General features: G+C 71.1%; 22 protein-coding genes. 12 read left to right on the forward strand and 10 right to left on the reverse strand.

Annotated elements, in window-relative coordinates; translation table 11 throughout:
* Positions 1–3 precede the first annotated feature (3 nt).
* From Aut01nite_RS26905 to Aut01nite_RS26915, 3 genes are all read left to right on the forward strand, one after another.
* On the forward strand, positions 4–1,032 hold the full coding sequence (locus Aut01nite_RS26905) for a sulfotransferase (protein ID WP_043523689.1): 1,029 nt from the start codon (positions 4–6) through the stop codon (positions 1,030–1,032).
* Positions 1,033–1,035: 3 nt separating this feature from the next.
* Positions 1,036–1,905: an SAM-dependent methyltransferase gene (locus Aut01nite_RS26910; RefSeq protein WP_052163427.1), complete on the forward strand. Its 870-nt coding sequence runs from the start codon at positions 1,036–1,038 to the stop codon at positions 1,903–1,905.
* 491 nt (positions 1,906–2,396) lie between these two features.
* Entirely contained in the window at positions 2,397–5,441 is a 3,045-nt protein-coding gene (locus Aut01nite_RS26915; RefSeq protein WP_236642602.1) for an AfsR/SARP family transcriptional regulator, read from the forward strand.
* Positions 5,442–5,519: 78 nt separating this feature from the next.
* Here the strand turns inward: Aut01nite_RS26915 and Aut01nite_RS26920 are convergent, their stop codons facing one another.
* Positions 5,520–5,714 carry a hypothetical protein gene (locus Aut01nite_RS26920; RefSeq protein ID WP_043523688.1) on the reverse strand — a complete coding sequence of 65 codons (195 nt, stop codon included), beginning with the start codon at positions 5,712–5,714 and terminating at the stop codon, positions 5,520–5,522.
* 225 nt (positions 5,715–5,939) lie between these two features.
* Here Aut01nite_RS26920 and Aut01nite_RS26925 point away from each other — a divergent pair, with 225 nt between their 5' ends.
* The 3 genes from Aut01nite_RS26925 to Aut01nite_RS26935 all read left to right on the forward strand — a co-directional run bounded on the left by Aut01nite_RS26925 (position 5,940) and on the right by Aut01nite_RS26935 (position 10,927).
* Entirely contained in the window at positions 5,940–6,305 is a 366-nt protein-coding gene (locus tag Aut01nite_RS26925) for a hydroxyisourate hydrolase (RefSeq protein WP_161790598.1), read from the forward strand.
* Positions 6,306–6,335: 30 nt separating this feature from the next.
* Positions 6,336–8,030 (forward strand): 2-isopropylmalate synthase, encoded by a 1,695-nt coding sequence (locus tag Aut01nite_RS26930; RefSeq protein ID WP_052163425.1) that lies wholly within the window; start codon positions 6,336–6,338, stop codon positions 8,028–8,030.
* Between the two features lie 122 nt (positions 8,031–8,152).
* Positions 8,153–10,927: a helix-turn-helix transcriptional regulator gene (locus Aut01nite_RS26935; RefSeq protein WP_204037697.1), complete on the forward strand. Its 2,775-nt coding sequence runs from the start codon at positions 8,153–8,155 to the stop codon at positions 10,925–10,927.
* A 69-nt stretch (positions 10,928–10,996) separates the two neighbouring features.
* Here the strand turns inward: Aut01nite_RS26935 and Aut01nite_RS26940 are convergent, their stop codons facing one another.
* Positions 10,997–11,683, reverse strand: coding sequence for a 4'-phosphopantetheinyl transferase family protein (locus tag Aut01nite_RS26940; protein ID WP_043523687.1), 687 nt, complete (start codon positions 11,681–11,683; stop codon positions 10,997–10,999).
* A 235-nt stretch (positions 11,684–11,918) separates the two neighbouring features.
* Here Aut01nite_RS26940 and Aut01nite_RS26945 point away from each other — a divergent pair, with 235 nt between their 5' ends.
* Entirely contained in the window at positions 11,919–12,170 is a 252-nt protein-coding gene (locus tag Aut01nite_RS26945; protein ID WP_043523686.1) for a hypothetical protein, read from the forward strand.
* 45 nt (positions 12,171–12,215) lie between these two features.
* Here Aut01nite_RS26945 and Aut01nite_RS26950 read toward each other — a convergent pair whose 3' ends face one another.
* Both Aut01nite_RS26950 and Aut01nite_RS26960 read right to left on the reverse strand, forming a co-directional pair.
* Positions 12,216–13,790 carry a cellulase family glycosylhydrolase gene (locus tag Aut01nite_RS26950; RefSeq protein WP_083998642.1) on the reverse strand — a complete coding sequence of 525 codons (1,575 nt, stop codon included), beginning with the start codon at positions 13,788–13,790 and terminating at the stop codon, positions 12,216–12,218.
* A gap of 178 nt (positions 13,791–13,968) precedes the next feature.
* Positions 13,969–14,187: a hypothetical protein gene (locus tag Aut01nite_RS26960; RefSeq protein ID WP_043523685.1), complete on the reverse strand. Its 219-nt coding sequence runs from the start codon at positions 14,185–14,187 to the stop codon at positions 13,969–13,971.
* Between Aut01nite_RS26960 and Aut01nite_RS26965 the strand changes: the two genes are divergently transcribed.
* On the forward strand, positions 14,186–14,959 hold the full coding sequence (locus Aut01nite_RS26965; RefSeq protein WP_152628577.1) for a glycosyltransferase: 774 nt from the start codon (positions 14,186–14,188) through the stop codon (positions 14,957–14,959). The two genes, Aut01nite_RS26960 and Aut01nite_RS26965, sit on opposite strands and share 2 nt — an antisense overlap.
* A 43-nt stretch (positions 14,960–15,002) precedes the next feature.
* Here the strand turns inward: Aut01nite_RS26965 and Aut01nite_RS26970 are convergent, their stop codons facing one another.
* The gene (locus tag Aut01nite_RS26970; protein WP_043523747.1) at positions 15,003–16,070 is read right to left on the reverse strand and encodes an acyl-CoA dehydrogenase family protein; all 1,068 of its coding nucleotides are present in this window, start codon (positions 16,068–16,070) and stop codon (positions 15,003–15,005) included.
* A gap of 74 nt (positions 16,071–16,144) precedes the next feature.
* Between Aut01nite_RS26970 and Aut01nite_RS26975 the strand changes: the two genes are divergently transcribed.
* Both Aut01nite_RS26975 and Aut01nite_RS26980 read left to right on the forward strand, forming a co-directional pair.
* Entirely contained in the window at positions 16,145–17,026 is an 882-nt protein-coding gene (locus tag Aut01nite_RS26975) for an AraC family transcriptional regulator (RefSeq protein ID WP_043523683.1), read from the forward strand.
* A 126-nt stretch (positions 17,027–17,152) separates the two neighbouring features.
* Positions 17,153–17,404 (forward strand): hypothetical protein, encoded by a 252-nt coding sequence (locus Aut01nite_RS26980; protein WP_043523682.1) that lies wholly within the window; start codon positions 17,153–17,155, stop codon positions 17,402–17,404.
* A gap of 66 nt (positions 17,405–17,470) precedes the next feature.
* On the opposite strand, the gene Aut01nite_RS26985 is transcribed toward Aut01nite_RS26980, so the two are convergent.
* Positions 17,471–18,292 carry a maleylpyruvate isomerase N-terminal domain-containing protein gene (locus Aut01nite_RS26985; RefSeq protein ID WP_236642601.1) on the reverse strand — a complete coding sequence of 274 codons (822 nt, stop codon included), beginning with the start codon at positions 18,290–18,292 and terminating at the stop codon, positions 17,471–17,473.
* A gap of 652 nt (positions 18,293–18,944) precedes the next feature.
* Between Aut01nite_RS26985 and Aut01nite_RS26990 the strand changes: the two genes are divergently transcribed.
* On the forward strand, positions 18,945–19,475 hold the full coding sequence (locus Aut01nite_RS26990; protein WP_152628576.1) for a hypothetical protein: 531 nt from the start codon (positions 18,945–18,947) through the stop codon (positions 19,473–19,475).
* A gap of 133 nt (positions 19,476–19,608) precedes the next feature.
* On the opposite strand, the gene Aut01nite_RS44895 is transcribed toward Aut01nite_RS26990, so the two are convergent.
* From Aut01nite_RS44895 to Aut01nite_RS27010, 4 genes are all read right to left on the reverse strand, one after another.
* Positions 19,609–19,848 carry an outer membrane protein assembly factor BamB family protein gene (locus tag Aut01nite_RS44895; protein ID WP_043523680.1) on the reverse strand — a complete coding sequence of 80 codons (240 nt, stop codon included), beginning with the start codon at positions 19,846–19,848 and terminating at the stop codon, positions 19,609–19,611.
* A gap of 55 nt (positions 19,849–19,903) precedes the next feature.
* On the reverse strand, positions 19,904–20,404 hold the full coding sequence (locus tag Aut01nite_RS27000; RefSeq protein ID WP_152628575.1) for a hypothetical protein: 501 nt from the start codon (positions 20,402–20,404) through the stop codon (positions 19,904–19,906).
* A gap of 228 nt (positions 20,405–20,632) precedes the next feature.
* Positions 20,633–22,015, reverse strand: coding sequence for a CoA transferase (locus Aut01nite_RS27005; RefSeq protein ID WP_043523679.1), 1,383 nt, complete (start codon positions 22,013–22,015; stop codon positions 20,633–20,635).
* Between the two features lie 225 nt (positions 22,016–22,240).
* On the reverse strand, positions 22,241–25,045 hold the full coding sequence (locus Aut01nite_RS27010; RefSeq protein ID WP_052163421.1) for an ATP-binding protein: 2,805 nt from the start codon (positions 25,043–25,045) through the stop codon (positions 22,241–22,243).
* Positions 25,046–25,291: 246 nt separating this feature from the next.
* Here Aut01nite_RS27010 and Aut01nite_RS27015 point away from each other — a divergent pair, with 246 nt between their 5' ends.
* On the forward strand, positions 25,292–25,756 hold the full coding sequence (locus Aut01nite_RS27015; RefSeq protein ID WP_043523678.1) for a hypothetical protein: 465 nt from the start codon (positions 25,292–25,294) through the stop codon (positions 25,754–25,756).
* Positions 25,757–25,768 lie beyond the last annotated feature (12 nt).

Consider the following 25,768-nt stretch of genomic DNA (forward strand, 5'->3'; position numbering starts at 1 on the left):
ACGATGTCCTTGATCTTCGTAGTGGGCACCGGCCGGTGCGGCTCGACGATGCTCAGCAAGGCGCTGCACACCCATCCGGAGGTGCTCAGCCTCAGCGAGTTCTTCGCCTCGCTGCGCAACCGCGCCTTCCCCGACGGCCCGATCACCGGGCGGGAGTTCTGGCAGCTGCTGAGCGCCCCGGACAGCCACATCGACGCGATGGTGCGCAGCGGGCTGAAGACGGCGGAACAGCGTTATCCGTACGGGACCGGCCGGTTCCGGGAGGTCTCCGGGGTGCCGGCGATCAGCCACATGACGCTGCCCGCGCTCACCGACAACCCGGACCGGCTCTACGACGAGCTGGCGGGCGAGGTGCCGTCCTGGCCGCAGCGGCCGATCGGCGATCACTACCGGGCGCTGTTCGCCTGGCTGACCGGCCGGTTCGGCCGCCCGGTGCTGGTCGAGCGGTCCGGCGCGTCGCTGCTCTACGTGCAGCGGCTGAAGACGATGTTCCCGGAGGCGCGGTTCGTGCACATGTTCCGGGACGGGCCGGACTGCGCGCTGTCGATGAGCAGGCACTACGGATTCCGGCTGATGATGCTGCCGCAGGCCGCGGCGCGCAAGGCGGGCGTCCCGGTGCCGGGGCTGATCAAGAAGCATCTGGACCGGGTGCCCGCCGACTTCCGGCGCTTCTTCAACGACGAGTTCACGGTGGACTCGCTGATGGCCGCCGACCTGCCGCTCAGCGACTTCGGCGCGTTCTGGTCCTCGATGATCCAGCACGGGGTCCGCGAGCTGGCCGGCACGGACCACCTCGAACTGAGCTACGAGCGGATGCTCGACGACCCCCGGACCGAGCTGGCCACGCTGGCGTCGTACGCCGGGATCAGCGCCGACCCGGCCTGGCTCGACCGGGTGGGCGCCGGGATCGACGCGTCGCGTGGCGGCGCCGCCCAGCGTCTCGGTCCGGCCGAGTACGCCGAGCTCGTGGCCGCCTGCGCACCGGGTGAGCAGGCCCTGACCAAGCAATCGCAGACGATCGGAAAGCGGTGAACGATGAGCGTTGACTACAAGGTGCCGACCCCGGAGTCGGTGGGCGCGTTCTACGACCGGGCCAACACGGTCATCGCCCACGTCCAGGGCGGCAACATGCACTACGGCTACTGGACCGGGCCGGACGACGACAGCGACTACGAGACGGCCGGCGCCCGGCTGACCGACCTGATGATCGAGCGGGTGGACGCGCGGCCGGGGGACCGGGTGCTCGACGTGGGCTGCGGTCCCGGCCGGCCGGGCGTCCGGCTGGCTCGGACCAGCGGCGCCGGGGTGCTCGGCATCTCGGTCAGCGAGCAGGACGTGCGTCTGGCCAACGAGCGGGCGGCCGCCGAAGGGCTGGCCGGCCGGGTCGGCTTCCAGGTGGCCGACATGCTGGACCTGCCGTTCGCCGCGGACACCTTCGACCACGCGATGGCGCTCGAGTCGATCGTGCACGTGCCGGACCGGGTGCGCGCGCTCAGCGAGATCAGCCGGGTGGTCCGGCCCGGTGGCCGGGTGGTGCTGACCGACTTCACGGTGCGGTCGGTGCCCGGCGGGCGGACCGGCGAGACGTTCGCCGGCGTGCTCGACTCGTGGCGGGCCGCGGAGCCGGTCCGGGTCGAGGACTACCAGGGCTTCGCCGAGCAGGCTGGTCTGGTGATCGACGAGATCCTCGACATCACCGACAACACCAAGTACACCGGTCTGTGGACCTATCTGGAATTGCGCCGGTACGCCCGGGAGAACGCTGTTCCGGCGGAGGTGCAGCAGATCATCGACGCCGTTCCGATGCCGGACGTCAGCGACGAGCAACTCGTCGCGGGTTGGAAGAAGCTGCTCGACGGCGAACAGATGCAGGGCGTCATCATCGTCCGCGCACACGTGGCCTGACCGGTGCGGATCCGTCCCGGGGCGACCATTGCCGCCCCGGGACGATCACGTTTAATCAAATGATGTTCTTCGATTAATTGTCCCGGGATGTGATATCAATTCCCGGTCGGCCGCGGCCGGCGGTGATGCACGACGGGGGTCTCCGGGCGTTCTCCGCGAAGATCGCCAAGTTCGGGCGAATCGGTACGTCGATCGACGTCGATGCATAAGTCGAGCCTTAGGTGCAATCGGCGGTTCGGCCAGTCTTCAGTAGACGCTTGGGCCCAGCTTGGGGTCAGCGGTAGCGACGCCCTCAGTGACTTCGTACCCTCGATTTCGACACATGGGGGACTGACGTTTGTGGAGACGAACTCACCGGGGAGCATTGATCCGCCCGGGGAATGCGCCGCTACCCGACAATGGCCGTGGGATACGCCAGGCAAAGGTAGGCCGCCTCCCACAGGCCCGGCGATAGGGCGGTGGTGCCTATGGACTTCCACGTATTAGGACCGTTGGAAGCGCTCGTCGACGGTCAACGGCTCGACATCGGCGGTAACCGACAACAGATCGTCCTGGCCAGCCTCATCCTCGAGGCCGGCTCGGTCATCTCGATCGATCGCCTGATGAAGGCGGTCTACGGGGAGAACCTCCCGTCCAGCGCCAGAGTGCAGGTCCAGATCTGCGTGTCCGCTCTGCGCCGACTGTTCGGGACGCACGGCCATCCCAAGATGATCGCCACCCGTAACCAGGGTTACGTCCTGGTGCCCGCCGGCACCACCATCGACGTGCAGCGCTACGAACGCCTGATCCTGGAGGCCCGTGCCGCCGGCAACGTCGGCCGCAAGGAGGAGGCGACCACCCGTTATCGCGAGGCGCTCAGCCTGTGGCGGGGCCTGGCCCTGGAGGGTCTGGACAGCGAGCCGCTGCGGATGGTCGCCGACCGGCTGACCGAGCGCCGGCTCACGGTGAACGAGGACTGCATCGAGTTCGAGCTGGACCTCGGCCGGCATCGCGAGGTGATCGCGGAGCTGGGCGGCCTGGTGGCCGACCACCCGCTGCGCGAGCGTCTGCGCGGGCAGTTGATGCTGGCCCTCTACCGTTCCGGCCGGCAGGCCGAGGCGCTGGACGCCTATCGCGCGGCCCGCGCCGCGCTGATCGACGAGCTGGGCCTGGAGCCCAGCGAATGGCTCCAGCGGCTGGAACGGTCGATCCTGACCGCCGACTCCGCGCTGAGCGTGCCGGAGGTGGTGGTCGCCGCGGTCCCACCGGTGGTGCTGCCGCAGGAGCCGGCGGAGATCCTGCCGCCGCCGCTGATCATCGAGACGCTGGAGACGGTGGAGCCGGAGCCGGCCGCCGAAGCGGCGCCGCCGCCGCGCAACGACCCGGCGGTTCCGAGCATGCTGCCCACCGACATCGCCGACTTCACCGGTCGCAGCAAGCAGATCGACGCGATCCAGGTGCAACTGGCGATGGCGGCCGACGACCCCGGTCAGCTGGCCGTGCCGATCATCGTGGTGGCGGGCAAGCCGGGTATCGGCAAGACCGTGCTCGGCGTCCACGTCTCGCACCGGCTGGCGCCGCGTTATCCCGACGGCCAGCTCTTCGCCGACCTGCACGGCCGGGCCTCCAGCCGGGTCAGCCCGATGCAGATCCTGGAACGGTTCCTGCGCACGCTCGGGATCCCGGGCACCTCCATCCCCGACGGGCTGGAGGAACGCGCGGAGATGTACCGGGGCCTGCTGTCGAACCGGCGGATGCTCGTCGTGCTCGACAACGTCGGCTCGGAATCCCAGGTGCTGCCGCTGCTGCCGGGCAATCCGGCGACCGCGGTGCTGGTCACCACCCGCAGCCGGCTCGGGGCGCTGCCCGGCGCCGTGCACGTCGACATCGACGTGCTCGACCCGCAGCAGTGCGTCGAGCTGCTCTCCCGGATCGCCGGCCCGGACCGGTTCCTGGCCGAGCCGGACGCCACCACGATGCTCATCGACCTGTGCGGCCGGCTGCCGCTGGCGCTGCGGATCGCCGGCGCCCGGCTGTCGGCCCGCCCGCACTGGACGGTCGACCAGCTGGTCGAACGGCTGGAGAACGAGTCGCGCCGGCTCGACGAGCTGAACCACGGCGCGATGGGCATCCGGGTCAGCATCTCGATCACCTACGACAACATCAGCGACCCGGCTCGGCGGTTGTTCCGGCTCCTCGCCGTCCTCGACTGCACGTCCTTCTCCGTCTGGGTCTGCGCCGCGCTGCTCGACGAGCCGCTGCCGGACGCCCACGACCTGCTGGACCAGCTGGTGGAGGCGCAGTTGGTGGAGCTGGTCGGCACCGAGCACGGCCCGCACCGGCAATACCGCTTCCACGACCTGATCCGGGTCTTCGCCCGGGAGCGGCTGGCCGCGGAGGAGCCGCTGGGCGAACGCAACGCGGCGCTGCACCGGGTCTTCGGCGGTCTGCTCTTCCTCGCCGAGGAGGCCCACCGCCGGTTGTACGGCCAGAGCAACCGGCAACTGCACAGCCCGGCCCCGCGCTGGGAGTTCCCGCCCCGGTCCACCGACCGGATGCTGGTCGAACCGCTCGCCTGGTTCGAACGGGAACGGCAGCTGATCAGCTCGTCCGTTCGCCAGGCCGCCAAGGTCGGCGCCATCGAGTTCTGCTGGGACCTGGCGGTCACCGCGGTCACCCTGTTCGACTCCCGGGTCTATCTCAACGACTGGCGGGAGACGCACGAGGTGGCGCTCGGCGCGGTCCGGCAGGCCGGTGACCGGCTCGGCCAGGCCGTGGTCCTCTATTCGCTGGGCTCCCTGAACATCGTGGAGAAGCGGTTCACCGACGCCCGGCACCGGCTCGAGGACGCCGCCCAGCTGTTCCACGTCGTCGGCGAGGATCACGGCGAGGCCCTGGCCAGCCGCAACCTCGCCTATCTGGAACGGATCAACGGCAACCTGGCCGAGGCCGCCCGTCGGTACGAGCAGATCCTCCCGGTGCTGCGCCGGGTCGGCGACCTGGCCGCGTCGGCGTACGTGCTGCACAGCATGGCGCAGGTCGAGCTGGAGCGGGAGAACGCCGAGGGCGCCAAGGCGATGCTCGTCGAGGCCCTGGAACTCAGCCGCCGGGTCGGCAGCCGGCGGATCGAGGCGCAGGCGCTCTACCACCTCGGCGACGCCCACCTGCAGGCCGGTGAGGCCGACCGGGCGGTGAACGTCTTCGACGAGGCGCTGTCGGTGGTCCGCGACCTGGGCGATCCGATCGGGGAGGCGTACGCCCGTCTGGGTCTCGGTATGGCGTACACCCGCGGCGGCGACTGGGACAAGGCCGACGCGGCGCTGGCCAGCGCGCAGCAGATCGCCACCGACAACGGCGAGTTGCTGGTCGACGCGCGAGCCGAGTTCAGCAAGGGGGAACTGGCGCTGGTCGGCGGGAAACCGCACGCGGCGGTCACCCACCTGCAACGGGCGCTGGACAAGTTCCGGGAGATCAACGCGCCGGTCCTCGAGGAGCGGGTGCTGACGATGCTCAGCGGGGCGTACAGCGCGATGTCGCGCAGCGTCAGCCGTTCTTAAAAATCGGCACAGCCGAAAAGGCCGCCGCACCGATTCTTTCGCATCGGTGCGGCGGCCTTTTTGCGTTCGTGCCCGCAATTACCAGGGGAAGTTGTCCAGCGGGGCGTCGGAGGGGCCGTCGGTTCCCGGCGCGGGGGTGCTGGTGGCCGCCGGCGCGGTCGTGGGGGCGTCACCCTCAGCGGCGTATGCCGAACCAGTGCCGGTGACGGCGATCGTGATCGCGGTGGCGGCGGCGAGGACGATACGAGTGGTCCAACGGGCGAAGATACGCATGGGGATGACTGCCTCTCAGTGTCTGATTCGTGGTGAGCGGTGCTTGCCGCTTCGACACCGATGACGTTATGGATGCCGCCTATCGCAGCGTTATCAACGCCCTTTGGTCATGGCATCATCGGCGATATCGCCGGACGATAACGGGATGGAAACCCGGCGATAACGCGATGCCGGACCATTGCGCCAATGGGAGTCACCCACGAACCGGACAGCAAGGCCCACGCCATGAGAATCTCTGCACAGGCCGTCGACGTCGTCTACGGGCGGCCGGCAGCAGGAGTACGTGTCCGCATCGATCGCAAGATCACCGACGTCTACGGGAACGCGGACGAGTGGGTGACCGTCGCGCAGGCCGAGACGGACGGCGACGGCTGCATCGATCTGCAGGACTGGACGGTGGATCATCGGCTCGGGCCGGGACCGTACCGGCTCGTGTTCGACAGCGACGCCTACTTCGCCACGCTCGGGCTGAGCGCCGCGTACAAGGAGGTCTCGGTGGAGGTCCGGCTGACCGACGACTCCGACGGATGCCAGGTCGAGGTTCGGCTGGCGCCGTACTCCTACTCGATGTTTTTCGGACTCCGGGGCTGAACGGTCCCGCTCTGCAATCAGGGGGAAGACATGTCGGCACCATTCCGCCGTGCGGTGGAGCGTTACCGTCGTCCGGCCGCGGAGGCGTTCCCGGACCGCTTGTGGCCCTCCCGGACCATCACCACGGCGCCACGGTGGCTCTCGACCGACCTGCGCGACGGCAACCAGTCCCTGGTCGATCCGATGAGCCCGGAGCGGAAGATGACCATGTTCCGGCTGCTGACCGGGATGGGGTACAAGGAGATCGAGGTCGGGTTCCCGGTCGCGAGCCAGGACGACCACGACTTCCTGCGGATGCTCATCGAGCGGGACCTGATCCCGGACGACGTCCGGATCTCGGTGCTCGTGCAGGCCCGCGACGAGCTGATCCGGCGGACCGTGGAGAGCCTGGCCGGCGCGCGGAAGGCGACCATCCACCTCTACAACGCCACCTCGCCGCTGTTCCGCCGGGTGGTCTTCGGGATGGACCGCGCCGAGTGCAAGGAGATGGCCGTCCAGGGCACCCGCCTGATGCTCAAGTACGCCGACCGCACCCTGGCCGACTGCGACCTGGGCTTCCAGTACTCGCCGGAGCTGTTCAACGACACCGAGCTCGACTTCTCCCTGGAGGTCTGCGAGGCGGTGATGGACGTGTGGCAGCCGGAGACGGGCCGCCCCATCACGCTGAACTTCCCGACCACGGTGGAACGGACGATGCCGAACGTCTTCGCCGACCAGATCGAGTACATGGACCGCGGCCTGAGCCGCCGCCGGCACGTCTGCCTGTCGGTGCACCCGCACAACGACCGGGGCACCGGGGTCGCGACCGCCGAGATGGCGCTGCTGGCCGGGGCCGAGCGGATCGAGGGCTGCCTGCTCGGCAACGGGGAACGGGCCGGCAACGTCGACCTGGTCACCCTCGGGCTCAACCTGTTCAGCGCGGGCATCGACCCGGGCATCGACTTCTCCGACCTCAACGAGGTCCGCCGGGTGGTCGAGCACTGCACCGACATCCCCGTGCACCCCCGGCACCCGTACGCCGGCGACCTCGTCTACACCGCCTTCTCCGGCTCCCACCAGGACGCCATCAAGAAGGGCTTCGACGATCGCAAGCGCACCGGCGACCCGCGCTGGGAGATTCCCTACCTGCCGATCGACCCGCGTGACGTCGGCCGCACCTATGAGTCGATCGTGCGGATCAACAGCCAGTCGGGCAAGGGCGGCGTCGCGTACGTGATCAGCTCCCGGCTCGGCCTCAACATGCCCCGCGACCTGCAGATCGAGTTCGCCGCCCTGGTGCAGGCCCGGGCCGACGCCGAGGGCGGCCAGATCACCGGCGACCGGGTCGTCGAGCTCTTCGAGGCCGCGTACGCCACCCGGCCGCTGCTGCGGGTGCCGTTGAAACTGCGTACCGCCGTGCCCGTCGTCCTGCACATCGACGGCGCCGCCTTCGAGGTCGGCGCCGCCCGCACCGAGACCCTCGACCGGGTCCGGCAGAGCCTCGCCGCCTGGCGGGTCGACCTGCGTGCCGTGCACCGCACCGGAACCGGGCTGGCCGGGCACGACGGCACCGCCGTCTACGCCGAGATGCAGGCCGGCGACCGCACCCTGTGGGGTGTCGGGGTCGACGGCGACGTCGAGACGGCGATCCTGGCGGCGGTCCGTGCGGCGGCCCACCGGATCGGCCGCACCCGTGCCCGGACCCGCGATACCGCGCTCCTCCCGCACGCCGCCGACGCTGCATAAGCGCAGGTCAATGGCGATAGGCAAGCGATAAGGGTACGACAACGCAGCCCCGTAGCGTCCTTGGTGAAGGTAGACGTACAGGGCGCTCGGACACAGGGCACCCGCGGGAAGGAGGGAAGACCATGGGACTGGTGGAACGAGACGACGCTATGGCGATGCTCGACAGCCTGCTGGCCGCCGCAGTGGCCGGGAAGGGCCGCGTCGCGATGGTGACCGGCGCCGCCGCCACCGGCAAGACCGAGCTGTTGAACACGTTCGCCGAACGTGTCGTCGACCTGAACGGCCTGGCCATCACCGCGGTCGGCTCGCGCTCCGAGCAGGATCTGCCGCTCGGCGTGTTCGGTCAGCTGCTGATGGACGCGCCGCTGGTCGCCGAGGAGAGCCGGCGCGCCATGGACCTGCTGTCCGAGGGCGCCCAGAGCATCCCGCCCGGCCCGGACGGCGCCGCCCGGATGGACCCGCAGATCATGCACGGCCTCTGCACCATCCTGCTCGACCTGTCGCAGCGGTACCCGCTCGTCATCGTCATCGACGACATCGACCAGGCCGACCCGGCGTCGATCCTGTGCCTTTCGTACCTGGCCCGCCGGGTGCGGTTCGCGCCGATGCTCGCGCTGTTCAGCCACTCGGCGCACGCCTGGTCGGACGAGGCGACGTACGAGCTGGAAGGGTTGAGCCGGGCCCCGCTCGGCGCGCACCTGACCATCTCCACCCTGTCGCCGGCGGGCGTGGCGGCGATGGCCGCCGACGCCCTCCCGGCCGGCGACGCGCACCGCGTCGCCACCCGGTGGCACGAGCTCAGTGGCGGAAACCCGCTGCTCATCACCGGTCTTATCGACGATTATCGGCAGACCCTCGCCGAGGGCGGCACCCCGGACGAGGAACCGATCGTCGGCGGCCACTTCGCCCGTGCCGTGGTCTCCTGCCTGCACCGGGCCGACCCCCGACTGCGGCGGGTCGCCCGCGGGGCGGCGATCCTGCCCGGCCCGGCGTTCCTCAGCCGGCTGATCGACGCCGACCCCGCGCTGGTCAGCCAGGCCGTCCGGGCCCTCACCGCCGCCGGGATCCTGCGCAACGGCGAGTTCCGGCACGCGGTGGCCCGCGAGGCGGTGCTCGCCGAGATCGCCGACGCCGAACGCCGTGAGCTGCACGGGCGGGCGGCGGTGCTGGCGCACGACGGCGGCGCGTCCAGCCAGGTGGTCGGTGACCAGCTGCTCGGCGCGGGCCGGGCCGACGAGCCCTGGGGCGTCGCGGTGCTCGAGGACGCGGCCCGGCAGGCGCTGCGCGAGGGCCGGGTCGACGCGGCGATGAGCTACCTGCGGCTCGCCTGGCAGAACTGCTCCGACGAACAGCGCCGCGCGAAGATCATGACGACCATGCTGCGGGCCGCCTGGCGGATCAACCCGGGCAGCTCCACCACCTATCTGCCCGAGCTGACCGCGGCCCTGCGCCGCGGCCACCTGCGCAGCGGCGACGCCCTGGCGCTGACCAAGGCGCTGCTCTGGAACGGGCAGTTCACCGACGCGAAGGACGTGTTCGAGCACCTCAACGCCGCTACCGGCGATCTCGACCAGGAGAGCCGCAGCGAACTGGCGATCGCCCGGCCGCTGCTGCGGGTCACCTACCCGTCGTTCTTCGACGTGCTGCGTCAGCCGCCCGCGCACCTGCCGGCGGTGTCGACGGTCGCCTCCGGGCACCGGCTGGAGGCGGCGTCCGCGCTGGCCACCGTCCTCACCCACGGCCCGTCCGAGAAGATCGCGGCCGCGGTCGGCCGGATCCTGCACAACTCCCGGCTCGACGAGATGAGCCTGGACACCGTGGAGAGCGCGCTGCTCGCCCTCACCTACGGCGGCTGGTGCGACCAGGCGGCGTCCTGGTGCGCGATGTTCGTCGAGGAGGCCGTCACCCGGCGCGCCCCGAGCCGGCTGGCCCGCCTGTCGGCGATCAGCGCGGAGATCTCGCTGCGGCTCGGTGACCTGCCGGCCGCCGTCCGGCACGCGCAACTCGCCCTGAACGCCATGCCCGCCTCCAGCTGGGGTGTCGCGGTCGGCGCCGCGGTCGCGCCGATGATGATCGCGGCCACCGCGATGGGCCGCTACGACCTGGTCCGCGAGCAGCTGGACCAGCCGGTGCCGGAGGAGATGTTCCAGACCCGGCACGGCCTGCACTACCTGCAGGCGCGCGGCCGGTACAGCATGGCGATCGGGCAGCTGCCGCTCGCGCTGCGTGACTTCCAGCGCTGCGGTGAGCTGGCCGCGCGGTGGCACCTGGACGTGCCGGGCCTGGTCGCGTGGCGGGTGGACGCCGCGGAGGCGCTGCTGCGGCTGGGCCGCCCCGACGAGGCGCACAGTCTCGTCGAGGACCAGCTCAACCGGTGCGGCAAGAACAACGCCCGGGCCTGGTCGATGGCGATGCGGGTGTTCGCGGCGACCAGCCAGCTGCGGCACCGCCCGATGTTCCTGCGGCAGGCGGTGGACCTGCAGAGCGGCGACGAGTACGAGCAGGCCCGCGCCCTGGTCGACCTCACCGAGGCGTACCAGTCGCTGGGGGAGCAGCGGCGGGCCGGGATGATCGCCCGGCGGGCCCGCGCCCTGGCCGAGAAGATCGAGGCCGGGCCGCTGCTGCAGGCGCTCAAGCCGGAGCTCGGCGGCGACGACGCGGAGATGCCGGCGCAGTCGCTGAACCCGGCCCCGGGCACGGCGACCCTCAGCGAGGCCGAGCGGCGCGTCGCCGTGCTGGCCGCCGACGGCTACACCAACCGGGAGATCTCCAAGAAGCTGTTCATCACGGTCAGCACCGTGGAGCAGCACCTGACCCGGATCTACCGCAAGCTCAACGTGACCCGGCGTACCGACCTGCCGGCGCACTACCTGCTGGACCACGCGATCAGCGCCTGACGGCGCCGCATCGGCACGACAGAACGCCCGGTCGCGACGACCGGGCGTTCTCTCGTGCGTGCGATCGGCTCAGCGAGCGCTGAGCGTGGGCTGGCGGGCCTGCGCCGGAACGGCGATGGCGGTGATCACCAGGTCCTTCTCCACCAGCCAGCGGCCGCTGAAACCGGTGAGGCTGCGGCCGTGCAGCCGCGGCCCGGTGACCTTGAGCTCGGCGGTGAAGGTGGCCGTGCCCGGGTGGAAGGTCACCGAGGCGTCCTCGAAGTCCAGCCACCGCTCGGCGAGCGGGTACCACGCCTTGTACACCGACTCCTTGGCGCTGAACAGCATCCGGTCCCAGTGCAGGCCGGGATGCTCCCGCTCGAGCAGCATGATCCGGTCGCGTTCCTCGGGCAGCGAGACCGCCTCGAACACGCCGTCCGGCATGGTCTCGTGCGGCTCCGCGTCGATGCCGACCGTGCTGACGTGCGCCGCCGGCGCGGCGACGGCCGCGCGGTACCCGGCGCAGTGCGTGATGCTGCCGACCAGCCCGTCCGGCCACTGCGGCTCACCGCGTGGCCCGACCAGGATCGGCGCCGGCCGGCGGCCCATCCGCTGCATGGCCTGGCGGGCGCACCAGCGCCCGGTGGTGAACTCGGCCCGCCGTTTCGCCACCGCCTTGCTGACGAGGAACTCCTCCTCCGGGAAGAGCGTCGCCTGGGGCGGGTCCTCGAACGTGTCGACCGCGATGACACCGGCCGGCAGGATGCTCTCGATCATGACGTCCCCCGCGCCGGCGAGAAGGCGCCGAGCCGCCGGGCGTCCGGTTCCCTCTCGACAATGGTCATGGATACGAGCGTATGGAGCCCTCCGGCGCGGTGGAACGGGCGTGGCCCCTTTGCCGGGTGCGCCGTGCCGCGGCTAAGGGACGCTAGGGGCGCTCGCGGCTGCGGGGCGGGTCACCCCGGGCGGGCCGACCTCTGAACCGCGGTCGCCGATGGCCGATACTGCAGAGGTGACGTCTTCCCCCACGCCGCCGGAAACCCCCGCCGAGCCGCCGCGCAAGCCCGCGAACAACAGCTGGATCCTCACCGCCGGCGGCGGCCTGATCGGCGTCTACTTCCTGGTCAACGGCGCTCTGATGATCCGTGACGAGCACGGCGACGGCATCTTCGCCCTGCTGATGGCCGGCATCGTCGTCCTGGTCACGACGCTCGCCGTCTTCATGTTCAAGACCTACCGCGCCGAACGCGCCCCCCGCGACTGACCGGAGGGCGCCCCTCGTGAGCGGGGACACCCTCCGGCGTACGGGTCAGGCGCTCATGATGGCGTCGATGATGCCCTGCTGGGTCACCGTTGCGGAGTTGCGGTCGAACAGGGCGAACCCGTACTGGCCGTTGTAGCCGTTGTCCCAGTAGGCGGTCGCCGCGCCGTACTTCTTCGCGGTGGCCACCAGGGTGCGGGCGAAGTCGGCGCGGTACCTGTTGTTCGTCGCGTCGGCCGACGTCTTGTCGACCGAGCCGTACTCACCGACGAACACCGGGTAGCCCTTCGCCACGAACGTGTCGTGCACCTTCTTCAGCTGCGCGTCCATGAAGTCCTGCTGGCCCCACGTGGACTTCTTCGCGGGGTTGCTCGCCGCCGGGCCCCACTGGGTGATGGCGCCGCTCTCCTCGCCGGCGAAGTCCCACGGGTCGTAGTAGTGCACCGAGATCATGATCCGCTGCTCGGCGGCCGGGATGGCGGCCGACCGGTACCGGTCCGTGGGCAGCGCGAACCCGGAGCCGACGGTGTGGTCGATGTTGGTGTTCCAGCCCGGCACCAGCAGCCACCGGGAGGTGTTGTTGCCACCGGTCCGGCGGACCGTGTCGACGAAGATCTGGTTGTACGCGTTGATGTTGGAGTAGCACGGCTGGGTCGGTGCGCCGTACTGCCCGTCGAAGTTCTCGTTCATCGACTCGAAGATCAGGCGCCCGCTGTAGCTCTGGAACCTGCTCGCCACCTGCTGCCAGACCTTCTGGTACTTCTCCTTGATGGTCGTCTGCGCGGCCGCGTCGCAGATGAGCCAGGCGCCGCCGACGCTCTTGTACCCGTCGCCGTGCATGTTGATCAGCACGTACAGCCCGCGGTCGTGGGCCAGGTCGACGACCTGCTGAATCCGGTTCAGCCAGGCGGCGGCGACGGTGTAGCCCGGCGCGGCCCCGATCTTGCCCAGGTAGGACACCGGGATGCGGATCGTGTCGAAGCCGGCCGCCTTCACCCGGTCGATGAGGGCCGCCGTCACGACCGGGTTGCCCCAGGCCGTCTCGCTGGGCACCCCGCCGACGTTGGCTTCCAGCTGGTTGCCCAGGTTCCAGCCCTGGCCCATGTCGGCGACGAGCGCGGCGGCACCGCCGGTGACCGGCCCGGTGCCGGTGCTGGGTGACGTGCTCGGGGTGGTGCTCGGCGACGTGGCCGGCGAGCTGCTCGGCGTGGTCACCCCGCCCGTGCAGACGGTGCCGTTCAGGGTGAAGGCGCCCGGGACCGGATTCGACGAGGTGAAGGCGCCGTTGAACCCGAACGAGGTGGTGCCGTTGGTGGCGATCGAGGCGTTGTGACCGGCGTCGCGTACCGTCACCGCGGTCCCGGACTGGGTGAAGGAGCCGTTCCACAGCTGGGTGATGCTCTGGCCGGCGCCGAAGGCGAAGCCCAGATTCCACCCGGTGATCGGGTCGCCCAGGTTGGTGATCTTCACTGACGCGCCGAAGCCGCCCTGCCACTGGTTGGTGACCGCGTAGTCGACCTGGCAGCCGGCCGCCGCGCTGGCCTGAACGGCCACCGCCACCGACCCGCCGACGGCGGCCACCGCCATCGCGGCCGCCGACAGCACTTTCCGTGTTCGAGACATGAGGTGGTTTCCTTCGGGGGATCGGGAGCGCTCCCATTGGGGGATGGGCGGCGGCTCCGTCGGAGGAGAGGGGACCCGAATACTATGCCTGACGCCACGCCCGGGTCACCATGACCATCGACATCCGTGCCTCCGGAGGCCAATCGCGGGGGATCGCCGGCGGCGAGATCCGTGCTCCTCAGGGGGCCTGTCGTGGGGGATCGCCGGCGGCGAGCAGGGCGGTGCTCAGCGCCTCGACCAGCCAGGTCTCCGACTCGTCGAGAGGCCAGCCGAGGTCGTCGGTGCGGATGAAGTAGGCGGCGTTGCACAGGTGCAGCCACAGGATGTCGCCGGCCCGGCCGGCGGAGGCGCTCGCCGCGGCCGAGGAGTTCCGTCCCGATCTCGTCGTCGCCGACATGGTGGACTTCCTCGGTCAGCTCGTGGCCGCCGTCCGCGGTGTTCCCTACGCGGTCCACGGATCGACCCTTCCGCTGGCCGGCCCGCTCGCCACCGCCTTCGAGAAGGCCCTCGAACCCCGGTTCCGGGAGCACGGGGTGACGCGCACCCCGCCGGTGGCGTACCTCGACCCGTGGCCGGCGAGCCTGCTCCGGCCCACCGACGAGTACCCGGTCACCCGGATCCAGGTCCGGGCGCAACCGCACAGCAGCGAGGCCGGCCCGTCACCGGTGCCGCGGTTCCCCGGACGGGAGGGCCGGCCGGTCGTCCTCGTGACCCTCGGCACGGTCGTCGACGACTCGACCGCCATCGAGTCCATCGTCGGCTCCCTGACCCCGCTCGACGTCAACATCCTGGTCGCGCCGTACAGCGGTGACGGCCTCGAGGAACAGGACCTTCCCGACGCTCAGGTGCGCAGCGCGGCCTTCGTACCGATGAAGGATCTTCTCGCGGTCAGCGACCTGGTCGTCTCCACCGCCGGAGCCGGCACCGTCCTGGCCACCCTGAGCCGCGGGCTGCCGATGGTGCTGCTGCCCATGGGCCTGGACAAGCCGGTCAACGCGGAGCGGGCGGCGGCCGGCGCCGCGCTCGTCGTTGCGCGGCCCGGCCAGGTCGGCCCGGCCGTGGCGCAGGTCCTGGCCGACCCCTCCTATGCCGCCGCCTCCGGGGCGGTGGCCGCCCAGATCGCCGCCGCGAACACCCCGGACGCCGTCCTGGAGATGCTCCTCCGGTGAACGCCGCATCAGCCCGGGTTCGCCGCGGGCATCAGCATGCCGGTCATCGGGCCGGGACCAGCGCCCGGCCGTAGTTCTCGGCGGCCAGGTACGGATTGAGGTGCGGGTGCCGGCTGCCGACCGCCACGTCACGCCAATGCCGCTGCAAGGCGTTCGTCGTGGCGAACCCGCTCGCGCCGTGCAGGTCGAGCATCAGGTCGAGGGCCGCCCGGCAGTCACGGGCGGCGTCGGCCAGGTCCGTCTGCAGCCGCGGGCCGTCGGCGCCGGTCAGCTCGCCCGCGTCGGCGGTGGCGGCGAGGGCGAGCATGGTGCGCTCGGCCCGGTCGACCAGCCGGGTGGCGTCGGCCAGCCAGAGCCGCGCGCCCGGGGAGTCACCCATCCGCTGGTGGGCGCTCATGAACGGCTTGCGGTCCGAGCCGAACATCGCCGCGACGACGTCCAGCGCACCGCGGGCCGCGCCGACCACCGGGCCCAGCACGGTGAGCTGGATCAGGAGCCGGTCGGCGGGGTCGGCGGGCTGCGGCACCGGCACCAGCCGTGCGGCCGGCACCGGCACCCGCTCCGCCACCAGGGTGTGGCTGCCGGTACCGCGCATGCCGGCCATCCGCCAGGTCCGGTCGATGGTCAGGTCGGTCACCGGGATCAGGGCCAGCGCGACGGTGTCGCCGTCACGTACCGCCAGGACGGCCCACGACGCGTCCTCGCATCCGGAGGCGTTGGGCCAGCGGCCGGTCACGCGTACGCCGCCGGCGGCCCGTTCGGCCCGGCCGCCGGGGAAGCCCACCCCGCACACCAGCGCGTCCGGGTCGGCGTAGAGGTCTCGCAGCGCCTCGTCCCCGAAGGTGCGGGCGGCGAGTGTCTTGCCGGTGGCGCAGGTGCCGGCGATCCACGCCGTGGCGGGACAGGCGCGTCCCAGTTCGGCCAGGTGGCGTGCGACGTGCACCGCGCCGGCCCCGGCGCCTCCGTACGACGCCGGGGTCCGCAGCCCGAAGGCGCCGGCCTTCCGTGCGGCGGTCAGGCTCTCCGGGGCCGGGCGGCCCTGCTGGTCGGTGCGGGCGGCATGGCCGGCCAGGATCTCTCGTTCGTGTTCCACAGCAGTGAACTGAATCATCGCGGCACTGTGACCGGCCATACGCAGCAGTTCCGCGGGGATACGCGAACGTACCGGGTGGCTACGATCGGGCCGTGGACGTGATCAACGAGGCGGTGGGCGGTTTCCGTACCGGCCGCGTCCACGCCCGCCGGATCCACCGGTCCGGTTCCTGGGGCATGCGGTTCCCGGCCTTCACCGGCGTCGGCTTCCACGTCGTCCTGCACGGCGCCGGCTGGCTCGTCACCGCGGGCGAGCCGCCGGCGGCGCTGCGCCGAGGTGACATCGTGCTCGCCCCGCACGGTGCCGAGCACGGGCTCAGCCATGCGGCCGTGCACGGTCCCGGCGGTCTGCCGGTTCCGGACCGGCCGTCCGGCGATCCGGAACCGGAACAGGCCGACTTCATCCTGCTCTGCGGGGCGTACCGGCTCGACCGTGGGCAGGTGCACCGTTTCCTGCAGGACCTGCCGGCCGTCATCGCCGTGTCGCCCGACTACGACCGCCACCCCGAGTTGCGGGCGGTCGCCGGGCTGCTGAGCACGGATGTGGCCGAGGAGCGTTCCGGCGCCGCCACGACCAGGTCCGCGCTCGTCGACCTCATGCTGGTGCACGTGCTGCGTCAGTGGCAGGAGCAGACCGGGGCGGACGGCTGGCCCGCGGTCGGCGACCCGGCGATCGCGGCCGCGCTCCGGGAGATCCACGGCAGCCCGCAGCGGCCGTGGACGGTGCAGCAGCTCGGCGCCGTCGCGGGGATGTCCCGGACCGCGTTCACCAGGCGTTTCCACGCGCTGGTCGGCACCCCGCCGATGGCGTACCTGACCGGCTGGCGCCTGAGCCGCGGCGCCCGGCTGCTGCGCGAGACCACGGCACCGCTGGCGGCGATCGCCCGCCAGGTCGGCTATTCCACCGAGTACGCCTTCGCGGCCGCGTTCCGCCGGGAGTACGGCATCTCACCCGGCCGTTTCCGGCAGAGCTGACCGGGACGTCATCGGTCGCCGTGGGTGGCCGCGCCTTGCGGCAGCCTCGTCACCAGCTCGGTCTTCAAACCGTCGGTCGTGGGCGCGGACGTGTGAGCCCTTGAACCGAAGCGGGAGGATGGACCCATGATGATCACCATCGCACTTCTGGTCGGTGCCGTCGGCGTGGGGATGCTGCTCGTCTCCGGTGTGCTGCGCAGGTCCAAGCGGTCCGCCCCGGAGCACCCGGCCGATGCCGGAAGCCTGCACGCGGAGGTACGCGCCCTCCTCGCCGAGGACGGCGACACGGCCGCGGTCCGGCTCTACCGCCGCCGTACCGGGGCCGGGTTGGTGGAGGCCAAGGACGCGGTCGAGCGGATCGCCCGTGAGCAGCAGTGACGGGAGTACCTCCGTCGGTAGCCACCCAGCCGTCATGGGGCCCCGCAGATGACCACCGTATCGCCCTCAAGCCAGCGTGAGCCACCGCATGCCGAGCCGTTCCACCCGCGCGGCATCTGCCGACTCCAGCCGCTGCCGTCCGGTTGCCTTACGCAGGAATGTCAGTCGATCCCAACCCAGCTCGCGCATCGCGCTCCTCCAATCCGGGCCGAGCTGCAACTCCATCACGACGTCTCCGGCCTGCCGAGTCAGCCAGGGCGGGCGCCCCAGCGCATCGGCGATGTCGAGACCGTGGACGGCGATCTCGACCACCCGAGTGAGCAGGAACTGCGACAACAACATCGCGTCCCCATGCCGAGTACGCACCACCCGGTCCTCCCGCTCAGCACGGCACTGCCGATCCACCAGCTGCCATGTCGCGGTGAAATCCTCCACAAGCGCGGCACCGCTGCCCAACCCGGCCGCGTAGTCCTGCGCCACACCGATCCGGGCCGTATTGGTCGGCACGTCGAAACGGTCGTCGGGCCGGTAGTAGTCGACCGCGGAGACCTCCGCCTTCGCCGGCTCAGCAGCGGTCAGCATGCCCGGCAGCCAGGCGATCACCACCCGGACATGCCCCAACAGCTCTCGAACCGTCCACGGCTCACATCTCGTCGGGAGGCGCCATTCCTCCTCGGACAAGCCTGCCGCCGCCCGAGAAAGGCACTCGGCCTCAAGACGAAACGCGTCCAGCGCACCACTCAACGTCATGCCGATCAATTTATCAATCGATTTCGAGAAGGAGGGAATCGCGACACAGTGGCCAATGTTCATCGCGAACCCGGAGGTTCCGGCGAGCGTCTGACGCGTCTCCGTATCGACTTCTCGGCTGCGGTGCGCTGTTCTCACCCCGACCATGGGAAAATATCGATGCTCGTCAGCAGGCGGCCGCTACAGTGCCGCCATGTTGGATACGCACGGGCGATTTGTTGCTTTGGACCGTTACGGATCTGGACCGAGCGAGTCGGGGATCCGGAGCTTCCCGCTGTCCTGATGGTCATGGGGTCGGCTGCTCAGGGTGTCAGTAGCCCGAGGCGCTGGTCGGCCGGTTGGTCGAGCGCGGGGTCCAGGTGATCCGGTTCGATCATCGGGACACCGGCCGGTCCAGCGTCGTGGACTTCGACGCGCACCCGTACACGATCGTCGACCTGGGCCGCGACTGCCTGGCCGTGCTGGCCGGCTATGGCCTACAACCCATCTCCCTCCCAACGCCATCGGCCCTCGACACGACGGAGCGGAAACAGGCCGTATGCAGGTCCCGCGGCCCACGGCCGACGTGCAGGAGAAGGTCAGGTACTCGCCGGGTAGCTCGATGCCCAGCTGTAACTCCAACTCGGCCGGCGTCTGCTCGGAGCATCCCTGCGCCACGGCCGAGCTCCTCCATGGGCGCGGGGTCGGTAACCCGTACGTCGAGCAGCGATCGCCCGCCGCCTCGCAGGGCCGGTCCCCTCACGTTGTGAGCCCTCCGGGCACGGGGGATGTCACCGGTATCGTGCCGAGCATGCCGGCGGCGGGCGAAGAGGATTGGTGGTCGGTACTGCGCGCTTTGGACGAGCCCGGCAGATTGGGCTCGGCCGTCGGCCTGGAATTCCCGAGCAACTTCGATCGTGCGGCGACGCAGAATCGATTCGATCAGCTGGTCAAGGGTTTGAGCGAGGTCTTCGGCTGTCCGCTGGCCGGAGGGCACGGTCCGCAGGAGGACGCCGCTCGCTTCGGCGTCATCCAGATTCCAGCCGAGGTCACCCACACTCGCGACCAACGGAGCGGGGCCGGCCTCCCGCTCGCCGTCATGCTGAGCAATTTCGGTGCGCTGACCACTTGCCTGCCGTACCGGATTCGGCCCGCACCTGACGACAGCCAGACACCACCGGTACATCAAGAGGATTACCGTCGTATCGAGCTGGTGTCAGCCGATCTGCAACTCCGCCTCGTTCCCGAGTGCATCCTCGATGCGCCATATGAAGGTCCGAATCAATGGGTATTCGGGCCTAACCGGGCGACTTGGTTCCGGCGGTTCTTCGACTACCTATGAAGCACCTTGTCATCGTCCAGAACGCACGACTGCTCCCAAGCAGCCGCGACTCGCGCGTGCCACGAGCGCAATGTGGTCGGCGGCGGGTCTGCAGGAGTCGCCATCGCATACTCGTCAGCACGGCACCTTCGCGTCACCGGATCCGGCAGGTGAGGATCCGGCCGTCGCTGGTTCCGACCAGCAGCCGATCGCCTCCGACCGCTGTGAGCGCCGTCGGAAAGACTCCTTGACGGCGCTGTCGCCAGCGTACGGAGCCGTCCTGCAGATCGAGCGCCAGGATGTCGCCGTCTTGGTAGGCGACGTAGGCGGTTGCGGTGTCTGTATCCAGGTCGGTGACGGGACAAGCAGCGCGAAAGACCCAGTGCCTTGTCATCTTCCAGCCCGATCGCTGTTCACACAGGGTCCGCCAGTCAGTCCGTGGCGAGGTGTCACCAGAAGAAGATCAAGCCGTCGTCCGCAGCGATTACAAATGCCCGAGCGAAGGCGTCGAAGGCTTCTCCGCACCACTCGTGCGGCGGCCGGTATGCCGGCGAGTGTCTCCGGAAGTCGGCCAGTAGATCCGCCGCGGCTTCGGAGCCGATGGTGCCCTCGCAGTCGGAGAACCAGATCAGCTCATAGAACGGGCCGTCTGGGTCCAGCGTCGGATTGAATTGTTCCTGCAGGGTCGACCGCCAGTACCCATAGCTGCGGCACGAACCAGACCAGGCTTCGTACTCTTCGGTTTGAGCCGTAGTGGCGTAACACCCGCCGGTGAGGTATTCCCCCTGGCCAACGACAGGGATTCCCCGGAACGAGGCAGGGAAAGCGCTGTCGGTTAAGGTCGTCAGGTGCTCCTTCTCCTGGCAGCATAGGATGTGTTCCGGGGTCACCCGACCGGCATAACCCGGATTGTGGCTTTCCGGGGAGCAGAGCAAAACGTGTTCGCCCACGTATGCCAGCCTGCTGTAGGCATCAACGACTACGCCCAAGATTTCCGCCTCTCGAAACAAAGTTCGTGAATATTAGCGTCGGCAGGCGCAGCCTGATGGAGCACCATGGCGGATCAGTGTCCGTTCTGGCACCGCCGAGCGGGCGTTGTCGGCACTGGCTTTCGCCGGGACGCCGGGTAGCCCCTCGATCGACGAAGGCCTGACTCTGTATCGGCTTCGGACCGGGTGTCAAAGGCGCCAGGCGGCTGGGGAGGCCAGGTAGCGCGGCGGTAGGTGCGGCCAGGACAGCGCGCGGCCGTCGAGCGAGCCGGGTGGTGTGATGCCGCTCCACCCGTCGCCCAGGTCGGTTCGGTATAGCTGCGCTCGGTCGGCCGCGTCGTTACCTCCCGGGGCCGGGCTGGCCTCGCGGCTGCCCTGGTCGAGCAGCCAGCGGGCCGTGCGGGCCAGTGACAGCGACGCGTGCAGCGTCTTGCCGGTGCGTTCACGGTGGGTCAGGGCGGCGAGGACGCCGGCGGCGAGGAGGTAGCCGGTGGCGTGGTCGAGTAGCTGGCAGGGCAGCGTGCCGGGCCGTGTCCCGTCGGTGCTGGTGGCCCAGCCGATACCGGTGGCGACCTGCACCAGGCTGTCGAAGCCGCGGCGGGAGCCCCAGGTTCCGGTGGTCCCCCAGGCCGACAGTGTCGCCACCACCGTGCCGGGGTGTCGGTCGGCGATCTGGTCGGGGTCGAGCCCGAGCCGGCGCATCGCACCGGGGCGGTATCCGGTCACCACTACGTCGGCGTCGGCGATGAGCCGGTGCAGCGTCCGGCGGCCGTCCTCGGTATCGGCGTCCAGCGCTGCACTGGCCTTGCCCACCACGCCGTCCACGGCGTGCAGCCGCGGCTCCGGCCGGTGCGGATCATCGATGCGCAGTACCTCGGCACCGACTGCTGCCAGCATTCGGGTGCCCACCGGACCGGCTATGACCCGAGTCAGATCGAGCACTCGCACTCCGGCGGCCGGTAACGAGCCGCCGGCCCCCAGCGACGGGGCGCCGAGCGGCGGTGCGGTGCCGAGCGGCGTCAAGCCGACCAACGGCGTGGCATCGACCGGCTGCTCGGCGAGCCATTCGGCTTCGGTCCGGGCGGCTACCGCCAGGCCACCCGCCTGATATACCGCCCGCTCCACTTCTTGGGCCGGGCGTGCGGCCACTGCCGCGGCCACCGCCGCCTCGGTCTCCGTGTCCGGGCCGTCGGCTACGCCGAGGGCGGTCAGCAGCGCCGCCCGGTGCCACGGGTAGTTGCCATGGGTACGCACCCAGCTGTCCCCGGCCCGCCAGAGCCGCGAAAGCGGGGCCCAGCCGTTGACCGGCCGGCCGGCCGGGTCGTGCAGCCAGACCTCGCCGCGTACGGCGGCGGCCACGTGTCCGGTGTCCAGCGTGACGTCGGGCCGACGGCCGGTACGGGCGTACCCCAATTCCGCGGCAGCGGCAAGACAGGTGGCCACGGAGGCGATCGCACACTCGGCGACCGCCAGCGGCGATGCCAACACCACCGGCCGGGACTCCCCGGTCAGCCGAATCTCCCCGGTCTCCGAGCATCCGAGGTCGGCCAGCACAGGCCTCCACAGCGTCATGGCCCCATCCTGGCGTAGCCCGGTGCACCAGAAGCACCGGCCGCCGGAGGCTTTGATCACCACCAGGGCAACTGTGAGGCCGTGAGGCGGCCCGCCGTCTGTTGGCCGCAGGAGCGCTGGTTGGCGCCCGCGATTCGTACGGCAACTCCCATTGTCGAAACACCGACACGGACTTCCCTGGCCTGACAGCAACCCGATGCTCGTCCGTCGTCGGTCCCCGGAACCTCATGGCGGGCCGGTGTCACCGAGGGCCGCCCGGGCCCGTGCGGCCCAGTGCTCCGCCCCGATGCGCTGGGCGATGCCGGCGGCGTCCGCGTAGTGGCCGGCGGCGTCGCCGGGCCGGCCGAGCGCCCGCGCCAGGTCGCCCAGGGTGTGATCGACGGGGCCGAGGGTGATGTGCGCGTGCAGCAGCCCGGGAAGGTGGCCGCTCCACGGCAGCAACGCCCGATAGCAGGCCGCCGCCGTCTCGCGGTCACCGAGCGCGACCGCGTTCTCGGCCCGCAGCGCCATCCACCGGAACCAGTAGTGGTCGCGGGCCAGCGGCACTTGCGGACGCCACGCGGCACGCGCCTGCGCCCGCCGGCCGGCGGCGATCAGCAACCGGACGTACGGCTCGGCGACCGCGTCGCCGTACCGCTGGTGGATCGGGCCGGCCAGGTCGGCGAGCACCGTCATCCGCTTACGGCTGCCGGGGCCGCCCCGGGCATGTTCGATGCAGAAGCGGATGAGCAGGTCCACCTCGTCGATGTTGGGGCTGCCGACATGCTTGAGCTGGGCGATGACCGGGGCGTACGCCTGTTCTGCCGCTCCGAAACGGCCCGCGATCAGCTCCCGCAGCCCTCGGAACATCGCGATGATGCCGAGCGCCAGCGGAAGCTGCCCGATGGTCGCGTGCCCGGCGGCCCGGTCCAGGTGCCGGCGCGCCTCGTCCAGGTTGTTGCGGGCGAGCTGCGCCATGCAGAGGATGTGGTGGGCCTGGGCACGGTACGCCGTCAGCTCGTTGGCGGTGGCCACGTCCAGTTGCCGCTTGCCGATGTCGTCGAGCTCACCCCACCGGTCCGGCCCCAGCGTCGCGACGTACCGGTACCGCGCGTTGAGCGCCCGGCAGAGCAGTTCCGGGTCGTCGAGGACGGCGGCGATCTCGACCGCCTCGCCGCTGGCCCGGTCCGTCCGCGGCGCGTCGGTGGCCTCGGTCTCCAGCGCGAGGGTGGCGAGCAGCCGGCACCGGCGGGCCGCTTCCCCCGCCGGCGTCCGGGACAGGGTGGCCTCCAGACCGGCGATGAGCTGATGATCGGGCTCCTGGTACAGCCGGTTGGTCCACAGGGTGGGAGCGTCGTAGGCGCAGTACGCGCGGGCCAGATCCGGCAGGCCGCCGAGCCGCCGGGCGGTCCGGACCGCCCGTTCGCGGGACTGCCGGGCCCCGCGTACGTCACCCGCGTGGCCCTGCGCGGACACCAGCATGCAGAGCAGATCCAGGTACAACGCGTCGTCGCCTGCCCGGCGCGGGACGGACCCGGCGGTGCGGGGGAGACCCGGTGGCGCGTCGAGCACCGCGACCGATGTGGACAGCAACGTGATCGCCTCGGTGTAGGAGCAGGACGCGAGGGCGGCCCGGCCCGCCTCGGCGCCCCGGACGGCTGCGGACCGCGCGGTGTCCGGACCGGCGGAGGCGAGCGCGTGATGGGCCAGCGCCACGGTCTCGCCGGGCCGGGCCCGCGACAGCAGCCGCAGCGCCTCGGCGTGCAGGGCGGCCCGGCGCGGCCAGGTCAGGTCCCGGTAGACGATGTCGCGGATCAGCACGTGCGGGAAGCGGACCATCCCCGGTGACGGTTCGGTGAGCAGGCCCGCGCCCACGGCAGCCTCCAGCCCGTCGAGGGTCGCCGCCGCTCCGGCGCCGCCGGCCGCGAGCACCATCCCGGCCTCGGCCTCGATGCCGAAGACGGCAGCCGTCCGCAAGGTGGCCAGCGCGGACGGCGGCAGCCGCTCCAGCCGGCGTCGCAACACGTCGTCGACCCCGGCGGGCACCAGGTCCGCCGCCGCGCCGGCGCCCTGGTCGGCGATGAGCCGGGCGGTCTCGCCGACGAACAGCGGGTTGCCGCCGGTACGGCCGGTGATCAGGCGTACCAGGTCGGGTGCCACGACGGCGCCCAGATGCGCGTGCAGCAGACCGGCGACGCCGGTTTCGCCGAGCCCGGCGAGGCTGAGCCGGGACGAGCGGGGGCCGGTCAGCGCGGCCCGGGTCGCGCTCAGGGCCGGGCCCACCTCGGTCGGCCGGAACGTGGCCACCACCAGGACCGGCCGGTCGGCGAGCTCGGTGGCGGCGTACCGAAGAATCTGCAGGGTCTCCTCGCCCGCCCGGTGCACGTCGTCCAGGACTACCAGCAGCGGCCCCGCGTGCTCACGCAAGCACGCGACCACGGCCTGGGCGGTCCGGAACGGCGCCGGGGCGGCGCCGTCGACCGGCGGCGCACCGGCCGGCCCGCCGGCGGCCAGCGCCCGCACCACGTCCGTCCAGGCCCACGCGGACGGCACCCCGGTCACCTCGGGGCTGTGACCGGTGGCGGCACGCCACCCCCGTTCGCGCAGCCGGCCGGCGAGCGCCCGGGCCAGCGCCGATTTGCCGGCGCCCGCCTCGCCGTCCACCCAGACCAGGTGGAACCCGCCGTCCCGGGCCGCGTCCGCCCGGTCGAGCAGCGCCGACATCTCGGTGTCCCGGCCGAGCAGCTCCCGGACATCGGGCGCACCGGCCGGCGCCGCCCGGGCGCCGGACAGCTCCCGGCCGGCGGGCGTGCCGGCCCGCGCCGCCCGGTCCGGCCGGGCGACGAGCGCGAGCTGACAGAACTCGTCGCGGCCGGCGCCGGACATGCCGAACGCGTCGGCCAGCAGCCGTACCGTGACCGGCCGGGGCGCGCCGACCAGCTGGGCCTCGATCTTGCGGATGCCGCGGACGCTGATGCCGCTGCGGTGCGCAAGATCCTCCTGGGACAGGCCCAGCCGGTGCCGGTGCGCGCGGACCACCTCGCCGAACATCTGAGCGACCCCCTCGCTGGGTACGTGCCGCCACCGGACAATCTGCCAGCTTCGGGACACGCGGTCGTCACTACCGTCGGATGGCCGTCACCGCGGCGTCTCCCGGTCCGCGAAGTGCCGGTCGAGTGCCTGCCGCGTACCTCGTGATGGGCCGCGCCGGCCGAGAGAGTGGAAGACGCGGCCGGCGAACAGGTTCGGCGGGCCGCGTACCGAACATCACCGTTCCGCTCAGGAAAGGGACCACTCATGTCCAAGCTCCGCATGGCCGCCGGTGTCACCACGGTCGCCGGTCTGGCTCTGCTGGCCGGCGCCACCCCGGCGTACGCCGAGTCCGTAACGGCCGACTGCAAGGCCCTGCTCGGCCGTTACCACTCCACCGCCGTCGCCGATTACACGACTCAGGGCGCCACGCAGCACTGGATCAACGCCCAGTACCGGTTCACCAGCGCCTCGCCGTTCCCGGTCGGGAACAAGAGCAACGTGAACTTCCGGCTGCGGCACTCGCCGGACGGCGTCAGTCACAGCACCAGCCACAAGACCTACTTCGCGTACGACTCCCCGGACGCGCTGAGACCGAACATCGACCATACGACGCCGATCAACAAGGACACGCCGGTCAGCGAGAACATCTACGTCAAGTTCGACACGATCTTCGACCTGCCCAACGGCATCCCGGACGTCAACTGTGAGGCCTACACCCCGTTCGTGTGATCACCGGGCGCC

This window comes from Actinoplanes utahensis (assembly GCF_016862455.1).
GTDB lineage: Bacteria > Actinomycetota > Actinomycetes > Mycobacteriales > Micromonosporaceae > Actinoplanes > Actinoplanes utahensis.

What these genes read in the sequence shown, in the direction of transcription:
- Aut01nite_RS26905 (WP_043523689.1), top strand. Translation starts at nt 4, where the DNA reads ATGTCCTTGATCTTCGTAGTGGGCACCGGCCGGTGCGGCTCGACGATG.
- Aut01nite_RS26910 (WP_052163427.1), top strand. Translation starts at nt 1,036, where the DNA reads ATGAGCGTTGACTACAAGGTGCCGACCCCGGAGTCGGTGGGCGCGTTC.
- Aut01nite_RS26920 (WP_043523688.1), bottom strand. Translation starts at nt 5,714, where the DNA reads ATGCGTATCTTCGCCCGTTGGACCACTCGTATCGTCCTCGCCGCCGCC.
- Aut01nite_RS26925 (WP_161790598.1), top strand. Translation starts at nt 5,940, where the DNA reads ATGAGAATCTCTGCACAGGCCGTCGACGTCGTCTACGGGCGGCCGGCA.
- Aut01nite_RS26930 (WP_052163425.1), top strand. Translation starts at nt 6,336, where the DNA reads ATGTCGGCACCATTCCGCCGTGCGGTGGAGCGTTACCGTCGTCCGGCC.
- Aut01nite_RS26935 (WP_204037697.1), top strand. Translation starts at nt 8,153, where the DNA reads ATGGGACTGGTGGAACGAGACGACGCTATGGCGATGCTCGACAGCCTG.
- Aut01nite_RS26940 (WP_043523687.1), bottom strand. Translation starts at nt 11,683, where the DNA reads ATGATCGAGAGCATCCTGCCGGCCGGTGTCATCGCGGTCGACACGTTC.
- Aut01nite_RS26950 (WP_083998642.1), bottom strand. Translation starts at nt 13,790, where the DNA reads ATGTCTCGAACACGGAAAGTGCTGTCGGCGGCCGCGATGGCGGTGGCC.
- Aut01nite_RS26965 (WP_152628577.1), top strand. Translation starts at nt 14,186, where the DNA reads ATGGTGGACTTCCTCGGTCAGCTCGTGGCCGCCGTCCGCGGTGTTCCC.
- Aut01nite_RS26960 (WP_043523685.1), bottom strand. Translation starts at nt 14,187, where the DNA reads ATGTCGGCGACGACGAGATCGGGACGGAACTCCTCGGCCGCGGCGAGC.
- Aut01nite_RS26970 (WP_043523747.1), bottom strand. Translation starts at nt 16,070, where the DNA reads ATGATTCAGTTCACTGCTGTGGAACACGAACGAGAGATCCTGGCCGGC.
- Aut01nite_RS26980 (WP_043523682.1), top strand. Translation starts at nt 17,153, where the DNA reads ATGATGATCACCATCGCACTTCTGGTCGGTGCCGTCGGCGTGGGGATG.
- Aut01nite_RS26990 (WP_152628576.1), top strand. Translation starts at nt 18,945, where the DNA reads ATGCCGGCGGCGGGCGAAGAGGATTGGTGGTCGGTACTGCGCGCTTTG.
- Aut01nite_RS44895 (WP_043523680.1), bottom strand. Translation starts at nt 19,848, where the DNA reads ATGACAAGGCACTGGGTCTTTCGCGCTGCTTGTCCCGTCACCGACCTG.
- Aut01nite_RS27005 (WP_043523679.1), bottom strand. Translation starts at nt 22,015, where the DNA reads ATGACGCTGTGGAGGCCTGTGCTGGCCGACCTCGGATGCTCGGAGACC.
- Aut01nite_RS27010 (WP_052163421.1), bottom strand. Translation starts at nt 25,045, where the DNA reads ATGTTCGGCGAGGTGGTCCGCGCGCACCGGCACCGGCTGGGCCTGTCC.
- Aut01nite_RS27015 (WP_043523678.1), top strand. Translation starts at nt 25,292, where the DNA reads ATGTCCAAGCTCCGCATGGCCGCCGGTGTCACCACGGTCGCCGGTCTG.